Here is a 15,141-nt window from a genome sequence, read left to right as displayed (position 1 = left end):
TTACCGCACCTTCAGCGTCGCCAGGCCAATCAGCACCAGCATCAGCGAAATAATCCAGAAGCGCACGATCACCCGTGGTTCCGGCCAGCCTTTAAGTTCGTAATGATGATGAATCGGGGCCATACGGAAAATCCGCTGCCCACGTAACTTAAAGGAACCGACTTGCAAGATGACCGACAGCGTTTCAACCACGAACACCCCGCCCATAATCACTAATAAGAACTCTTGGCGCAGCAATACCGCGATGGTGCCCAGCGCGCCGCCCAATGCCAGGGAGCCGACATCGCCCATAAACACTTGCGCCGGATAAGTGTTAAACCACAAAAAGCCCAGCCCGGCTCCGACAATCGCGGTGCAGACAATCACCAGCTCACCGGCATGGCGCAGATAAGGAATATGCAGATATGCGGCGAAATTCATGTTACCGGTCGCCCAGGCAACCAATGCAAAACCCGCGGCAACAAACACTGTTGGCATAATCGCCAAGCCATCCAACCCATCGGTCAGGTTGACTGCATTGCTGGTGCCGACAATCACGAAATAAGCTAGCAGGATGTACAACAGGCCAAGCTGTGGCATGACATCTTTAAAGAATGGCACCACCAACTCGGTGGCCGACGTATCTTTGCCGATGCTGTACATGGTGAAAGCCGCAGCCAGCGCAATGATTGACTGCCAGAAGTATTTCCATCGGGCAATCAAGCCCTTGGTGTTTTTGCGTACCACTTTGCGGTAATCATCAATAAAACCGACAATCCCATAACCAATAAGAATGAACAGCACACACCAGACATACGGGTTAGACGGATAAGCCCACATCAGCACCGAAATAGTGATGGAGAACAGGATCAACAGCCCGCCCATGGTGGGGGTGCCGCGCTTGCTGAAATGTGACTCTGGCCCGTCATTACGCACCACCTGACCAATTTGCAACTTCTGTAGATAGGCAATCAGGTGCGGCCCCATCCACAATGAGATAAATAATGCCGTCAACAGACTGACAATGGCGCGGAACGTCAAATAGGAAAAGACGTTAAAGCCCGAGTAAAATTTTACTAAGTATTCAGCCAGCCAAACTAACATGATGCTTTCTCCTGTAACGCACGCACGACATTTTCCATGGCGGCGCTACGTGAACCTTTAATTAAAACAGTGATAACCGGATGTTCGAGCAGCAATTCACTGACTCGGGCTGCCAATGTGTCCTTATTCTGAAAATGCTCGCCACACTCACTCGCGTCACTCAGCGCCTGGCTTAATACGCCCACACTCAGCACTTTATCGACACCCGCCTGTTTCGCGGCTTCGCCAACCTGACGGTGGCAATCGACGGCGGTTTCACCCAACTCGCCCATATCACCGACCACCATCACCCGGTAGCCCGGCATTTCAGCCAGCACTTGAGCAGCCGCGGTCATGGAGCCGACATTGGCGTTGTAGCTGTCATCCAATAGCAACTTACCCGCGGCAAGTTCTATGGGGAATAAGCGGCCCGGCACGGCCTGTAGCTGTGTCAGCCCTTCGTGAACGGCGGCTAAGCTTGCGCCAACCGACATGGCTAATGCCGCGGCGGCCAACGCATTGGCAATGTTATGCCGCCCCGGTAGCGGCAACTCGATAGCTACAGTGCCGAGGGGAGAATGCAAAGTGAAATAGGTCGTTTTCGGTGTAATACGCACGTCACTGGCAAAAAAATCGATATCTTCTGCGCCATGAGGCGAAAAACGCCAGACCCGTTTGTTATGCAGAGTTTCCTGCCAGTGCGGCCAATCATTGCTGTCAGCATTGATAATTGCAGTGCCATTCGCAGGCAACCCAGCAAAAATCTCGCCTTTAGCTTGCGCCACACCCGCCAGAGAGCCGAAACCTTCCAAATGGGCGGCGGCTAAATTATTCACCAAAGCACTTTCTGGGCGGCTTAAATCGGTGGTGTAAGCAATTTCACCGATGTGATTAGCGCCAAGCTCAATGACAGCAAAATCATACTCGGGGGTCAGACGCAGCAAGGTCAACGGCACGCCGATATCATTATTGAAGTTACCGGCGGTATACAGCACCTTACCGCATTGGCGTAAAATGGCCGCAACCATCTCTTTTACCGAGGTTTTACCCGATGAACCGGTTAACGCCACCACGCGGGCAGGAACCTGTTCACGAACCCAGGCAGCAAGCTGCCCCAAAGCCAGGCGAGTATCTTTAACCACTAATTGCGGCGCGCCCACCAGTAAGCGTTTACTTACCAGCAAAGCTCCGGCACCAGCGGTAACAGCATCTTCTGCAAAATCATGTCCATCAAAACGTTCGCCTTTCAGCGCCACAAACAGACACCCCGGCGTGACCTGACGGGTATCAATGGTCACTTCGGTTATCTCGACGTTTTCACCCTGTTTATCACTGACAATAAGTTCAGCGTTAAGCAGCGTAGACAGAAAATGCAGTGAGACCTTAATCATGCCACCACCCCCAACAAGCGCGCGACAGTGACACGGTCGGAGTAGTCCAGACGGCGATTGCCAACTAATTGATAATCTTCATGTCCTTTGCCAGCGATCAGCACTACATCATCGGCTTTAGCTTGCATAATGGCGCTGGTGACCGCTTCAGCACGGCCATGAATGGATTGCGCATGTCCCGCATCCAGCAAACCGCTGAGGATATCCGCGACAATCGCCTGCGGCTCTTCACTGCGCGGGTTATCATCAGTGACGACCACTCTATCCGCAAGCTGCTCCGCAATACCGCCCATAAGTGGGCGCTTACCTTTGTCACGATCGCCACCGCAGCCAAACACACACCACAGTTGGCCTTTACAATGCAAACGGGCTGCCGCCAGTGCTTTTTCCAATGCATCCGGCGTGTGGGCATAATCCACCACCACCGTCGGTTTGCCTGGCGCGTTAAATACTTCCATCCGCCCGCACACCGGTTGCAAATTAGGTGCTGCGGCTAATAATTCTGCTAACGGATAACCCAGTGAGAGCAGCGTTGACAGCGCCACCAGCAGGTTACTGACGTTAAATGCCCCCATCAGACGGCTTTCTAACTGGCCTACGCCCCAGCTTGAATCAAAAGCGATGCTCGCGCCGTTATCGTGATACTGAACCTGAGTGGCAGACAACCATGGGCCATTCCAGCCCGCAGGAACATTATTTTCCATACTGACGGCGACAGCTTGCGGCAACTGCCCTAACCAGCGGCGACCGACTTCGTCATCAGCATTAATAATTTTGTGTTCGGATTGATGGGTGGAGAACAGCAGCCATTTGGCCGCTTCGTAACTCGCCATATTGCCGTGGTAATCCAGATGATCGCGGCTTAAGTTAGTGAACACTGCGGCAGCAAATGGCAATGCGGCTACGCGGTTTTGAATCAAGCCGTGGGAAGAAACTTCCATCGCAGCGAAAGACGCGCCTTGATCAACCAAATTGCGCAATAAATGCTGGATATCAACTGCTGAGCCAGTGGTGTTTTCCGTTGGGATAACTTGCCCTAACAGGCCATTGCCAACCGTCCCCATCACCGCACTGGTTTCGCCCAACATCTGAGCCCATTGCGCCAACAATTGGGTGGTCGTGGTTTTGCCGTTGGTTCCGGTCACACCGACCAAACGTAATGCGGCACCCGGCTGCTGGTAAAATTGCCCCGCCAGCTTGGATAAGTGCTGATTCAAATCACGCAGATAAATAACAGGAACGCCATGCATCTCGACCATACTGGCATCCGGTGCCACACCGTCGGCTTCCGCGACCACCGCCGCCACACCTTGGGCGATAGCTTGCGGGATATAGCGACGCCCGTCCGTCTGATGGCCGACAACGGCGACAAACAAATCCCCGGCAGCGGCAACTCGGCTGTCTAATGTCATTTCCCGTAGCGCACGCTCCGGGACGTCTAGCCCCCAAGGAGCGAGTAAGTCGCGCAAGTTACGATCTGCCACCTGAACCCTCTTTTGTATTAGTCACTAATTCGCTTTTATCACCAGTGGGTAATGCATCTGGCTCAATGTTCATGGTTCGCAAGACACCGCCCATGATGGCACCGAACACCGGTGCAGAAACCGCACCACCGTAATATTTCCCTGCCTGCGGGTCATTGATGACCACAACCAGAGCAAATCTAGGGTTACTCGCGGGCGCAACGCCAGCGGTGTAAGCGAGATATCGGTCCATATACTTACCATCTGGGCCGACTTTCTTGGCAGTACCGGTTTTAATCGCGATACGGTAGCCTTTAATGGCGGCTTTAGTGCCGCCGCCGCCAGGTAGTGCCACGCTTTCCATCATATGAACCACGGTACGCACCAGCGGTTCAGGGAAGATACGCTCACCCGCCACTGGCGGATCAACTTTGGTAATCGACAGTGGGCGATAAACCCCCATGCTGCCGATGGTTGCATAGACTCGCGCTAGTTGTAACGGCGTTACCATTAGCCCGTAGCCGAAAGAGAAGGTGGCCCTCTCTATGTCAGACCACCGTTGTTTTTTAGGATATAAGCCACTGCTTTCTCCGACCAACCCCAAATTGGTCGCTTTCCCAAACCCAAACTTTGAGTAAGTATCTACCAAAGCTGAGGATGGCATCGCTAACGCCAGTTTAGAAACACCGACGTTACTCGACTTCTGCAAGATCCCGGTCACGGATAGCTCTGCGTAACGGGCCACGTCTTTAATCTGGTGACCGTTAACAAAGTACGGCAAGGTGTTGAGCACGCTATTTTCTTTCACTACGCCGTGCTGCAATGCCGTCATGACTACCATTGGCTTAACTGTCGAGCCGGGTTCAAAAATATCGGTTATTGCCCGGTTACGCATGGCATCTTTCGGCGTACCGGTCAGGTTATTTGGGTTGTAGGATGGGCTGTTCGCCATCGCCAACACTTCGCCGGTGTTGACATCCACCAGCACTGCGGTACCAGACTCTGCTTTGTTGAATGCCACTGCATTATTCAGCTCGCGGTAGACCAGCGCCTGCAAGCGCTCATCAACACTCAACACCAGATTGTGCGCCGCCTGGCTATCCACAGAGGAAATATCCTCAATGACCCGGCCATAGCGGTCTTTACGGACGGTACGCTCGCCAGGCTGCCCGGTGAGCCACCGGTCAAAACTTTTCTCTACGCCTTCAATACCTTGGCTATCAATGTTAGTCACACCGATGATATGCGCCATCACCTGGCCTGCTGGATAGTAACGGCGCGATTCTTGACGCAAATAGATACCGGGTAATTTCAGCTTATGGATGTAGTCGCCAATCGCCGGATTAACCTGACGAGCCAGATAAACAAAGCGCCCTTTCGGATTAGCATTAATGCGGGTCGCCAGTTGGTCTAGTGGGATTTCCAGCGCATCAGACAACGCTTTCCAGCGCGTATCTAGCGTAATGCCACCGCGCTCGGTTAACTCTTTCGGATCCGCCCAAACCGCGTTAACCGGGACACTAACGGCCAATGGGCGGCCAGAGCGGTCACTTATCATCCCTCGGGCGGTTGGAACTTCCTGTACCCGCAATGAGCGCATGTCGCCCTCGCGCACCAACTTATCGGGGTTAATGACTTGCAGATAAGCGGTACGCAACATCAGGCCGACTAATGCCAGCAAAATACAGCCGCACAACAACGCAAAACGCCAGCTTATAAAGCTGGCTTGTTCTTCCTGGCGCTTTAACTTCCCGGGGCGCGCTGCTTTCATGCGTTACCTTGGCTACTCAGAGTCATGGTGGCGACAAATTCCTTTATTTATTGGAAAAAACCATTACTGAACCACAATATTTTCTTGTGATGGATCAACGTGTTGCATTTTAAGCTTGTCAATCGCAATACTTTCAACTCGGCTGTGATCACCCAATGCATTCTCTTCCAGAATCAGGTTACGCCACTCAATATCCAGCGCATCCCGCTCCAGCACCAGTTGCTCGCGCTCAGCAGTGAGCAAGCGCGTACGGTGGGCGGTGGTCACAACCAAAACAGCAGACACTAACACCGCGATCAGTAAAATTAATGGAATCTTCGCATTACGGATTAAATCACCGCCGATGACCCCAACTAAACCGTGGCGTTCGTTGCCTATCACTCTTTAATCCTCTCGGCAAAACGTAATACCGAGCTACGCGCTCGTGGGTTTTCAGCCACTTCGGCATCCGGAGGCATCATTTTGCCAGCGGATTTCAAGGTGCGCCCACCCATGCTGCGCAACTGTGCTTCCGTCAATGGCAGTCCCGCCGGCACTTGTGGCCCACGGCTGTGATGACGGATAAAGTTTTTCACAATACGGTCTTCCAGAGAATGGAAGCTAATGACGGACAAGCGGCCTTCAGGTGCCAGCACTTCAAGCGCCCCATCTAATGCGCGCTCTATCTCTTCCAATTCACTGTTGATATAGATACGGATAGCTTGGAAGCTGCGGGTTGCTGGATGCTTATGCTTTTCGCGGAATGGGCTGGCATTAGCGATCAAATCAGCCAACTCTTTGGTGCGAGTCATTGGCTGCGTGAGGTTACGCTCAACAATGGCCTTGGCTAAGCGCTTGGCAAAACGCTCTTCACCAAAGGTTTTCAACACCCAAGCAATATCGTCAGCACCGGCTTTCATCAACCAGTCAGCCGCTGATAACCCACGAGTTGGGTCCATCCGCATGTCTAACGGCCCGTCACGCATGAAAGAGAAACCGCGCTCTGGATCATCTAATTGGGGGGAAGAAACGCCCAAGTCCAGCAATACACCGTCGATACGGCCGACTAAATCCAATTCCCGCACATAATGGGCCAAATCAGAAAATGGGCCGTGCACGATAGAAAAACGGGGGTCGGTAATCGATTTTGCCGCTTCAATAGCTTGTGGGTCACGATCAATTGCTATCAGACGCCCTTCTGGCCCAAGTTGGGACAAAATCAGGCGCGAGTGGCCACCACGGCCAAAAGTTCCGTCAATATAGATGCCGTTATCACGGATGTTCAGGCCATTCACCGCCTCATCCAGTAATACGCTTGTATGCTTGTAGTTGTTATCTACAGTTTTGTTGTTATCTACCATGCTTATAGCGATAAGTCCTGTAGCCGCTCAGAAAGAGGTTCCTGAGTCGACTGTTCTGCGTCGATGTCATCCTTGACTTGTTGATACCAGGTCTGTTCATCCCACAGTTCAAACTTATTGAACTGCCCAACCAGCATCACTTCTTTATTCAGCCCGGCGTGCTGACGCAATGTTCCTGCAATCAGTAACCGCCCAGCTCCGTCCATCTGACATTCACTGGCATGCCCTAACAGCAAACGCTGAACTCGACGTTCAGCTGGGTTCATGCTCGACAGACGAGATAATTTTTGTTCAATGACTTCCCATGCGGGGAGTGTATAAAGCAACAGACATGGTTGGTGAAGGTCTATGGTACAGACCATCTGGCCCTGCGATTCCTCATTCAGCAAATCCCGGTAACGGGTAGGTACGGCAAGCCGCCCTTTGCTGTCGAGGTTAACCATCGTTGCCCCACGAAACATGACTGAGTTACCCCCTCATGACCTAATTCGCCACTTTATCCCACAAATCCCCACATTAAAGAGTTTACGGATGGTATGAAAACCTTGTCAAGCCAGAGAGGATGGGCTTTGACAATATTTATGGGTCATTTTTGAGATATATCTCGTATAAGGGGCTATTTTCGGGGTTGAAATAGAAATTAACGTCATGATAAACGGGCTATTTTTCCAACAGTAATTCTAGCAACTTAAATAAATAATAAATTGTCAATTAATTGACGCATTATTTCCTTCTGCAAGGAATGTCTCATTTTTAGTATAAAAATTGTGCGGTTTGATATTATACAGTTTGAGCACAAAACCCGCGGCCACTGGTGTTTCCTGAGAAAAAGTAGGGAAGTTAGCAGCAAAACCGACGGCAATACAATAATATCCTTGATAACAACAAGTGTTAACTGGCAGACATTTTACTTCAATTAACCGATGGGGATTAATCTATTTTGAAATAAATTATTAGTGCCTATTTTTAGGTATTGATGAAATATGAATATCTTCAGACAGATAAATCTTAAATTAGGAAAAGACTGTAAATAAATTTTCTTTCTTCCGATTACTTTAAATTTGCCTCTTGCTGCATAGCGTTTCCCTCTCAGCCAATGAAATAGCTAACCTTATGTTTTTCAACAAAAAACGAGTATCCCGCCATTTAAAAGACCACTAAAAGCCCAATTTCCCACAGTACAAAGTATAAAAACCAGCCAAATGTTAAAAATAAAAATTTTAAGCTGGTTATATTACCAGCAATAGCACTGTAAACTACACAAAAAGCAATATAGCAACATAATCACCTGCATTTTACATGATGAGCAATATATAAAATCTGCTATTAATTTCAATGTTTGCCATTCTGGCAGATTTTTCCCCCAATTAGGGAGTTAATGACAATGTTTTCTACTGAGTCCCGTCTGCGTAGTGCAGCAGCCGATACTTTTGCACTCGTGGTGTATTGTTTTGTCATCGGCATGATAATTGAAATCGTGATCTCGGGAATGACTTTCCAGCAGTCACTCTCTTCGCGGCTGGTTTCGATTCCAGTCAACATCCTTATTGCCTGGCCCTACGGCGTGTATCGGGATGCTTTCATCCGTTTTGCGCGTAGTCATGCGGGAGAGCATTTTTGGGCGAAAAGTCTGGCCGACTTACTGGCCTATGTCAGCTTCCAATCACCGGTTTATGCCATAATTTTATGGTCGGTCGGAGCTGATTTAGAGCAAATCACCACAGCGGTTGCGAGTAACGCCTTGGTTTCAATGGCAATGGGCGTGGCTTATGGTTACTTTTTGGAGTATTGCCGCAGGTTATTCCGTGTCGCGGGCTATGTCTGATAACCCCGTCATCTTTCAAGCTACAGGTGTGTTGGCCGCGCTTGCGCCCAGAATCACTCGACTTCAGTAAGCTCATCGGAATTTTCTTGCTTACCGCTTTCCTGCATCTTGAAATCTATTGGGTATAAAGTGGGATGAATAACACAAGCAAACAATAATCAGGGCCTGGGATGGCCCTGATTGGCTAAAACGTAGACTATTTGCGGCTTAAACTGCCGCGGCGGAACAGATTGCGGCGAATGCGGGTTAAGCCCGGTTTTGGTTTATGAGGTTCATCTAAGCTAGCTAATACTAACTCCAGCACGCGCTCGGCAACATCACGGTGGCGCTGTGCCACCGCCAATACTGGGCACTCGAGGAAATCCAATAGCTCATTATCACCAAAAGTAGCAATCGCCAGATTAGCAGGCAGACGGCCACTTTGTTTTAACGTGACATCCATAACGCCCTGTAACAGCTGGAATGAGGTGGTAAACAATGCCTGTGGCATTGGATGGGTCTTCAACCATTCAGCGAACAGCACACCCGCGGCGTCGCGCTCGTAGCTATTGGCATACAAGAAATCGACCTTACGCGGATCATCTTTCCACGCCTCACGGAACCCCATCTCCCGCAGGAAGCTGACTGACAGTTCTGGCAGTGCGCCCAGATACAAGACGGACTCCGCCGGGAAAGAACGCAGCTCTTGCGCCAACATCTGTGCATCTTCTTGATCCGCACCGACGACACTGATGAAATGCTCCCGATCAAGTGCGCGATCCAGCGCAATTATCGGTAATGGATCATTTGCCCAGCGCTGATAAAACGGGTGCTCCGGCGGCAAGGCGGTCGAAACAATGATGGCGTCAACCTGGCGCTGTAACAAGTGCTCAATACAGCGCATTTCATTATCTGGTTGATCTTCAGAACAGGCGATCAGTAGTTGATAACCCCGCTGGCGAGCCTGTCGCTCCAAATAATTGGCGATACGGGTGTAGCTGGTATTCTCCAGATCCGGGATAACCAAGCCGATCGAACGGGTTCTGCCCGCGCGCAACCCTGCCGCGACAGCATTTGGGTGATAGTTATGTTCCCTGACAACCGCCATAACTTTGTCTACTGTTTTATCGCTGACCCGATACTGTTTCGCTTTGCCATTAATGACATAACTGGCCGTAGTGCGCGAAACACCCGCAAGGCGCGCGATTTCATCCAGTTTCACATTGACCCCTTATTACCCTGTAAAGTGATGTTGTAGGTTAGACTAAGATATCTGTACGCTAAATAATTCGAGTAGCAGGAAGGCGGCAAGCGAGAAAATCCCGATGAGCTTACACGAGTAAGTGATTCGGGTGATTGAGTGCAGCCAACGCACATGCAACTTGAAGTATGACGGGTATATAGACATAGTTTAACCATGGATATGATCTAACCGCAGAACTCACTATTGAGCAACCGCTTTCACTGCTATATAACGCTATCCAGGTTAAAAAATAAGAAAAAAAAAGCTCAACATACCTGCTGAGCCTAACAATTGGAGATTAGTCAGTATTAATCACCATGATTAACGCATTATCTTGTCGCCACGGGAGACACCGACAATACCGGAGCGAGCAACTTCAACAATTTCGGCCACTTCCCGCACCGCATTCAAAAATGCATCCAGTTTGTCGCTGGTACCGGCAAGCTGCACGGTATAAAGCGTGGCGGTAACATCCACAATCTGCCCACGGAAGATTTCAGCGCAGCGCTTTACTTCTTCACGCCCGTAGCCGTTGGCCTGCAATTTCACCAGCATGATTTCGCGCTCAACATGTGACCCCGAAACCAGCTCGCTAACCCGCAAGACATCCACCAGCTTATGTAGCTGTTTTTCAATTTGTTCCAGAACTTTAGCATCACCCACAGTTTGGATGGTCATTCTGGACAGTGTCGGGTCATCGGTCGGCGCAACCGTCAAACTTTCAATGTTATAACCGCGCTGAGAAAACAGGCCGACCACTCTTGATAGGGCACCTGATTCGTTTTCCAGCAGAACTGATAAAATCCGGCGGCGCATAATTATGTCCTCTCCGTTTTGCTAAGCCACATTTCGTCCATGCCACCACCGCGAATCTGCATTGGGTAAACATGCTCTGTTTCATCGACAGTCACATCCACAAATACCAGACGTTCAGTCTTGGATAATTGTGTCAAAGCATCGGCCAGTTTGCTTTCCAACTCATCCGGTGTCCGAATGGAAACACCAATATGACCATAAGCTTCCGCCAATTTGACGAAATCAGGCAGAGAATCCATGTAAGACTGTGAATGTCGGCCAGAATAAATCATATCCTGCCATTGTTTCACCATGCCGAGATAGCGGTTATTCAGGTTCAAAACCAACACTGGCAAGTTGTATTGCAGCGCAGTAGATAATTCCTGAATATTCATTTGGATACTGCCATCACCGGTAACACACACCACGGTTTCATTAGGTAAAGCCAGTTTCACCCCAAGGGCTGCGGGCAGACCAAAGCCCATGGTGCCCAAACCACCGGAGTTGATCCAATGGCGTGGTTTATCAAAAGGATAGTAAAGTGCAGCGAACATTTGATGTTGGCCGACATCTGACGTGACATAAGCGTCACCCTTGGTCAGGCGATGCAGTGCTTCAATCACCGCCTGCGGTTTAATTTTGCCACTCTTTTTATCGTAGCCAAGACAATCACGGGCACGCCATTGTTCAATGGATTGCCACCAATCACGCAAACTATCGAAATCTTGTGCGCAATCAATCTGCGGCAATAAGTCCAGCATTTGCGTCAAAACTTGTTTGGCATCGCCGACAATCGGGATATCAGCTTCCACAGTTTTTGATATAGATGTTGGGTCGATATCAATGTGTACCACAGTCGCGTTCGGGCAATATTTCGCCAGATTATTGGTGGTGCGGTCATCAAAGCGCACGCCCACAGCAAAAATCAGGTCAGTATTGTGCATGGCCATATTGGCCTCAAACGTCCCATGCATCCCCAACATGCCGACACTTTGGCGATGAGTCCCAGGGAAGCTCCCCAACCCCATCAGAGAACTGGTGACGGGTAAATTCAGCTTCTCAGCGAATGTCAGTAGCTCTTGGTGGCAAGCCGAGTTAATCGCCCCGCCCCCGACATACATAATCGGCCTTTTAGCCGCCAGAATAGTTTGCAGCGCGCGTTTAATCTGCCCGCGATGACCTTGCACCGTCGGATTATAAGAGCGCAAGCTGACCTGCTCTGGATAGGCATAAGGCATTTTGACTGCTGGGCCAACAATATCCTTTGGCAGATCAATAACTACCGGCCCAGGACGGCCTGTCGACGCCAGATAAAATGCTTTTTTCAATACAGTTGGAATATCTTCGGTGCGCTTGACCAGGAAGCTGTGTTTGACCACCGGGCGGGAGATCCCCACCATGTCACACTCCTGGAAAGCATCATAGCCAATCAGTGAGCTAGGTACCTGACCAGAAAGCACCACCATCGGCACTGAATCCATATACGCCGTCGCAATACCGGTAATCGCATTGGTTGCACCGGGGCCGGACGTCACCAGCACCACACCAACCTCGCCCGTAGCTCGTGCATAACCATCGGCCATGTGAACCGCACCTTGTTCGTGGCGCACCAGCACGTGATCGATGCCTCCGACCGTGTGCAGGGCATCGTAGATATCAAGTACGGCCCCGCCGGGATAACCGAATACATGCTTAACGCCCTGATCGATTAACGATCGGACAACCATCTCGGCTCCTGACAACATCTCCATGGGTTTTGCCTCCAGGCTTAGTTTGCTCATTGGATAACGGGAAATCATTTCCACGAAACCCGGTAGGAGAGGCACAACGCCCCGTATTCCTATTCTTTGCTTGTTATTCTTTGCTTATAAGTATTGGGATATTTATTAACGTAACTAACTCATTAACATAACGTCAGAATTTCTGGCAGGCAAACAACAATTCTCTCACCTAAAGTCAATTCTGTCGGCCACACCCTGTATTTGACTTCATTCTGAAAATAAAACACTGCCTGAGGATGGGAATTCTTGTTTTTAACGTCGCATTAACACCCAATTATAGAACTAAATCAGGCTGATAATTTTTATCCATGGCTACAGCAAAATAATCGCTGTTACGCATGTAGGAAGGGGAAGAGAAACGGCTGGTTAGAAAAACAGCAAAACTGGCCGGTATCGTCAGACAAATACCGGCCAATGCAGTGAAAACGTGGATGGGTTAATCGCGGTACATGGAGTCAATTTCATTCTGATAGTTCTGGAGAATGATTTTACGCCGTAATTTCATAGTAGGTGTCAATTCACCTGTTTCCATCGTGAAAGCCTGCGGCAACAGAGTAAAGCGCTTAACTTGCTCGAACTTTGCCAGCTCTTTTTGCATATCTTTCAGCCGTTGCTCGAACAAACTGACAATATGACTATGACGTAACAGTTCGAGCCGGTCGTGATATTTCAGGTTTATCGAATGCGCATATTCTTCCAGCGATTCGAAGCACGGGACAATCAGCGCCGAAACAAATTTGCGGGTATCGGCAATAATCGCAACTTGCTCGATAAAGCGATCCTGATTGAGAGTGCCCTCAATCATCTGCGGCGCAATGTATTTTCCGCCCGATGTTTTCATCAAATCTTTCAGCCGCTCGGTGATGAATAAATTCCCCTGAGCATCTAGCGCACCGGCATCACCGGTTTTGAGCCAACCATCCTCAGTGAGAGATTCTGCGGTCTCTTGAGGTTTATTGAAATAGCCGCGCATGACAACCGGGCCGCGCACTTGAATTTCATTTTCAGCGCCCAAACGCACTTCGATCCCCGGTAATGGCTTACCGATAGAACCAAACCGGAAGTCTTTATCCTCCCAACAAGAAACCGTGGCGCAGGTTTCTGTCATACCATAGCCGTACTTGATATTGACGCCAATGGCCTGGAAAAACAGAATAATATTGTCATCCAACCGTGCACCGGCGGCCGGCAAGAAACGCACTTTCCCCCCCAGCAGGTCGCGCAATTTACTCAATACCAGACGATCCGCCAGCTTAAACATCTGCTCTGAGAGCCACGAGGAGGTTTGCCCACTTTGCAAAGCTTGGAATTTGCGCTCGCCACACCGAACCGCCCAGTTAAATAACATCCGGCGATGCCATTTTGCCGAGGCAACTTTATCATTTATAGCGCTGAACACTTTTTCGTAGAAGCGCGGAACCGCACACATAACCGTCGGTTTTACTGCCTGCATCGCGGCTCGCACCCAATTGGTGTCACTGATATACACATTTTGCGCGCCGGTATGCATGACATAGAAACTCCAGGCCCGCTCAAACACATGAGACAGCGGCAGGAAACTAAGAGAGGTATCTTCAGGTGTCAGGGTCAAGCGCTGGTCATGCAAATAGAGCTGAGCGGCCATATTCCGGTACTCCAGCATCACCCCTTTCGGCTCGCCGGTCGTGCCCGAAGTATAAATCAATGTGAATAAATCACTTAAATCGCAACCATCTATACGTGCGGTTAATAAATGTTGCAGAACCGCATCTGGCTGCTGTTCAAAATCAGCTAAATGTTGGGCATATTCACAGCCACGTAAATCTACATGGGGGTCTAATACCACAATTTGGCTCAATTGTGGGCATAGCGGCTTGAGTGTAATTGCGACATCAAACTGCGCTTGTCCACCGACAAATAAAATGCGCACATCAGCATCATTCATTACATAAACAGCTTGAGCGGTTGTATTGGTGGCATACAACGGCACGCTCACACCGCGAATTTGTAAAATAGCTAAATCGGCTAATGACCAAGCCATGCTGTTATTAGCAAAAATCCCAACACGCTCTTGGATTGCAACACCCAAAGACAACAAAGCCGCTGAAATTCGCGTCACATGAGTATCAATCTGCCGCCAGGTCAGTTGATTTTCGCCTTCTGGCGACCATTCACGGAACGCGACCTTGTCAGCTCTCTGGCTTATTTGTTGGCGCAACCGGCGCACAAGGTGATATTTATCTAATAGTTGAGTCATAACATCGCAGCTCGCTGAGAAATCATTTGTTAAAGTGTACTACCGCTTTTGCTTATGGGCTTTCAGCTTACAGTCGTTCACTTTTTTCGCGCAGTCTACCCACTCTATCGCTTATGGCAAACAAAATTCAGCGCAGAAGTGTGAGCTGAAATAGATTTTGACGAAAAATACAGCATTCAGGACGACGGAAAGAGAATCAAGATGGGTAAAAATATTTTGCTGGATGGGATACAAAAAGATTCATTTTAAATTAGG

12 protein-coding genes are annotated in these 15,141 nt (G+C 49.6%); 1 reads left to right on the top strand and 11 read right to left on the bottom strand.

Going from position 1 to position 15,141, the window contains the following annotated elements; translation table 11 throughout:
• From mraY to mraZ, 7 genes are all read right to left on the bottom strand, one after another.
• Entirely contained in the window at positions 1–1,083 is a 1,083-nt protein-coding gene (mraY, locus tag OP863_RS03515; protein WP_050291600.1) for a phospho-N-acetylmuramoyl-pentapeptide-transferase, read from the bottom strand.
• Positions 1,077–2,453 (bottom strand): UDP-N-acetylmuramoyl-tripeptide--D-alanyl-D-alanine ligase, encoded by a 1,377-nt coding sequence (gene murF, locus OP863_RS03510; RefSeq protein WP_265525897.1) that lies wholly within the window; start codon positions 2,451–2,453, stop codon positions 1,077–1,079. The genes mraY and murF overlap by 7 nt, the downstream gene beginning before the upstream one ends.
• Positions 2,450–3,937, bottom strand: coding sequence for a UDP-N-acetylmuramoyl-L-alanyl-D-glutamate--2,6-diaminopimelate ligase (gene murE / locus OP863_RS03505; RefSeq protein ID WP_265525896.1), 1,488 nt, complete (start codon positions 3,935–3,937; stop codon positions 2,450–2,452). Before murE ends, murF begins: the two co-directional genes overlap by 4 nt.
• The gene (locus tag OP863_RS03500; protein ID WP_038636303.1) at positions 3,924–5,687 is read right to left on the bottom strand and encodes a peptidoglycan glycosyltransferase FtsI; all 1,764 of its coding nucleotides are present in this window, start codon (positions 5,685–5,687) and stop codon (positions 3,924–3,926) included. Before OP863_RS03500 ends, murE begins: the two co-directional genes overlap by 14 nt.
• A 63-nt stretch (positions 5,688–5,750) precedes the next feature.
• Positions 5,751–6,068 carry a cell division protein FtsL gene (gene ftsL / locus OP863_RS03495; RefSeq protein WP_032819138.1) on the bottom strand — a complete coding sequence of 106 codons (318 nt, stop codon included), beginning with the start codon at positions 6,066–6,068 and terminating at the stop codon, positions 5,751–5,753.
• A complete protein-coding gene (gene rsmH, locus OP863_RS03490) occupies positions 6,065–7,027 on the bottom strand; it encodes a 16S rRNA (cytosine(1402)-N(4))-methyltransferase RsmH (protein ID WP_038636306.1) in 963 nt (320 codons plus the stop codon). Before rsmH ends, ftsL begins: the two co-directional genes overlap by 4 nt.
• A 2-nt stretch (positions 7,028–7,029) precedes the next feature.
• A complete protein-coding gene (gene mraZ / locus OP863_RS03485) occupies positions 7,030–7,488 on the bottom strand; it encodes a division/cell wall cluster transcriptional repressor MraZ (RefSeq protein WP_005167064.1) in 459 nt (152 codons plus the stop codon).
• 923 nt (positions 7,489–8,411) lie between these two features.
• Between mraZ and OP863_RS03480 the strand changes: the two genes are divergently transcribed.
• Positions 8,412–8,852: an L-alanine exporter AlaE gene (locus tag OP863_RS03480; RefSeq protein WP_038636313.1), complete on the top strand. Its 441-nt coding sequence runs from the start codon at positions 8,412–8,414 to the stop codon at positions 8,850–8,852.
• A 196-nt stretch (positions 8,853–9,048) separates the two neighbouring features.
• On the opposite strand, the gene cra is transcribed toward OP863_RS03480, so the two are convergent.
• The 4 genes from cra to OP863_RS03460 form a co-directional block, all read right to left on the bottom strand.
• Positions 9,049–10,053: a catabolite repressor/activator gene (gene cra, locus OP863_RS03475; protein WP_004388987.1), complete on the bottom strand. Its 1,005-nt coding sequence runs from the start codon at positions 10,051–10,053 to the stop codon at positions 9,049–9,051.
• Positions 10,054–10,395: 342 nt separating this feature from the next.
• The gene (gene ilvN / locus OP863_RS03470) at positions 10,396–10,890 is read right to left on the bottom strand and encodes an acetolactate synthase small subunit (protein WP_038636316.1); all 495 of its coding nucleotides are present in this window, start codon (positions 10,888–10,890) and stop codon (positions 10,396–10,398) included.
• A gap of 2 nt (positions 10,891–10,892) precedes the next feature.
• Complete coding sequence (gene ilvI / locus OP863_RS03465; protein ID WP_038636319.1) at positions 10,893–12,620, bottom strand: acetolactate synthase 3 large subunit; 1,728 nt, start codon at positions 12,618–12,620, stop codon at positions 10,893–10,895.
• A gap of 466 nt (positions 12,621–13,086) precedes the next feature.
• Positions 13,087–14,886: an AMP-dependent synthetase/ligase gene (locus tag OP863_RS03460; RefSeq protein WP_038636322.1), complete on the bottom strand. Its 1,800-nt coding sequence runs from the start codon at positions 14,884–14,886 to the stop codon at positions 13,087–13,089.
• Between the last annotated feature and the right edge of the window lie 255 nt (positions 14,887–15,141).

The organism is Yersinia sp. SCPM-O-B-9106 (C-191) (assembly GCF_026183365.1).
GTDB classification, from domain to species: Bacteria; Pseudomonadota; Gammaproteobacteria; order Enterobacterales; family Enterobacteriaceae; genus Yersinia; species Yersinia rochesterensis.
This window is presented reverse-complemented; position numbering and strand designations above follow the sequence as displayed.

What these genes read in the sequence shown, in the direction of transcription:
- mraY (WP_050291600.1), bottom strand. Translation starts at nt 1,083, where the DNA reads ATGTTAGTTTGGCTGGCTGAATACTTAGTAAAATTTTACTCGGGCTTT.
- murF (WP_265525897.1), bottom strand. Translation starts at nt 2,453, where the DNA reads ATGATTAAGGTCTCACTGCATTTTCTGTCTACGCTGCTTAACGCTGAA.
- OP863_RS03500 (WP_038636303.1), bottom strand. Translation starts at nt 5,687, where the DNA reads ATGAAAGCAGCGCGCCCCGGGAAGTTAAAGCGCCAGGAAGAACAAGCC.
- rsmH (WP_038636306.1), bottom strand. Translation starts at nt 7,027, where the DNA reads ATGGTAGATAACAACAAAACTGTAGATAACAACTACAAGCATACAAGC.
- mraZ (WP_005167064.1), bottom strand. Translation starts at nt 7,488, where the DNA reads ATGTTTCGTGGGGCAACGATGGTTAACCTCGACAGCAAAGGGCGGCTT.
- OP863_RS03480 (WP_038636313.1), top strand. Translation starts at nt 8,412, where the DNA reads ATGTTTTCTACTGAGTCCCGTCTGCGTAGTGCAGCAGCCGATACTTTT.
- ilvN (WP_038636316.1), bottom strand. Translation starts at nt 10,890, where the DNA reads ATGCGCCGCCGGATTTTATCAGTTCTGCTGGAAAACGAATCAGGTGCC.
- ilvI (WP_038636319.1), bottom strand. Translation starts at nt 12,620, where the DNA reads ATGGAGATGTTGTCAGGAGCCGAGATGGTTGTCCGATCGTTAATCGAT.
- OP863_RS03460 (WP_038636322.1), bottom strand. Translation starts at nt 14,886, where the DNA reads ATGACTCAACTATTAGATAAATATCACCTTGTGCGCCGGTTGCGCCAA.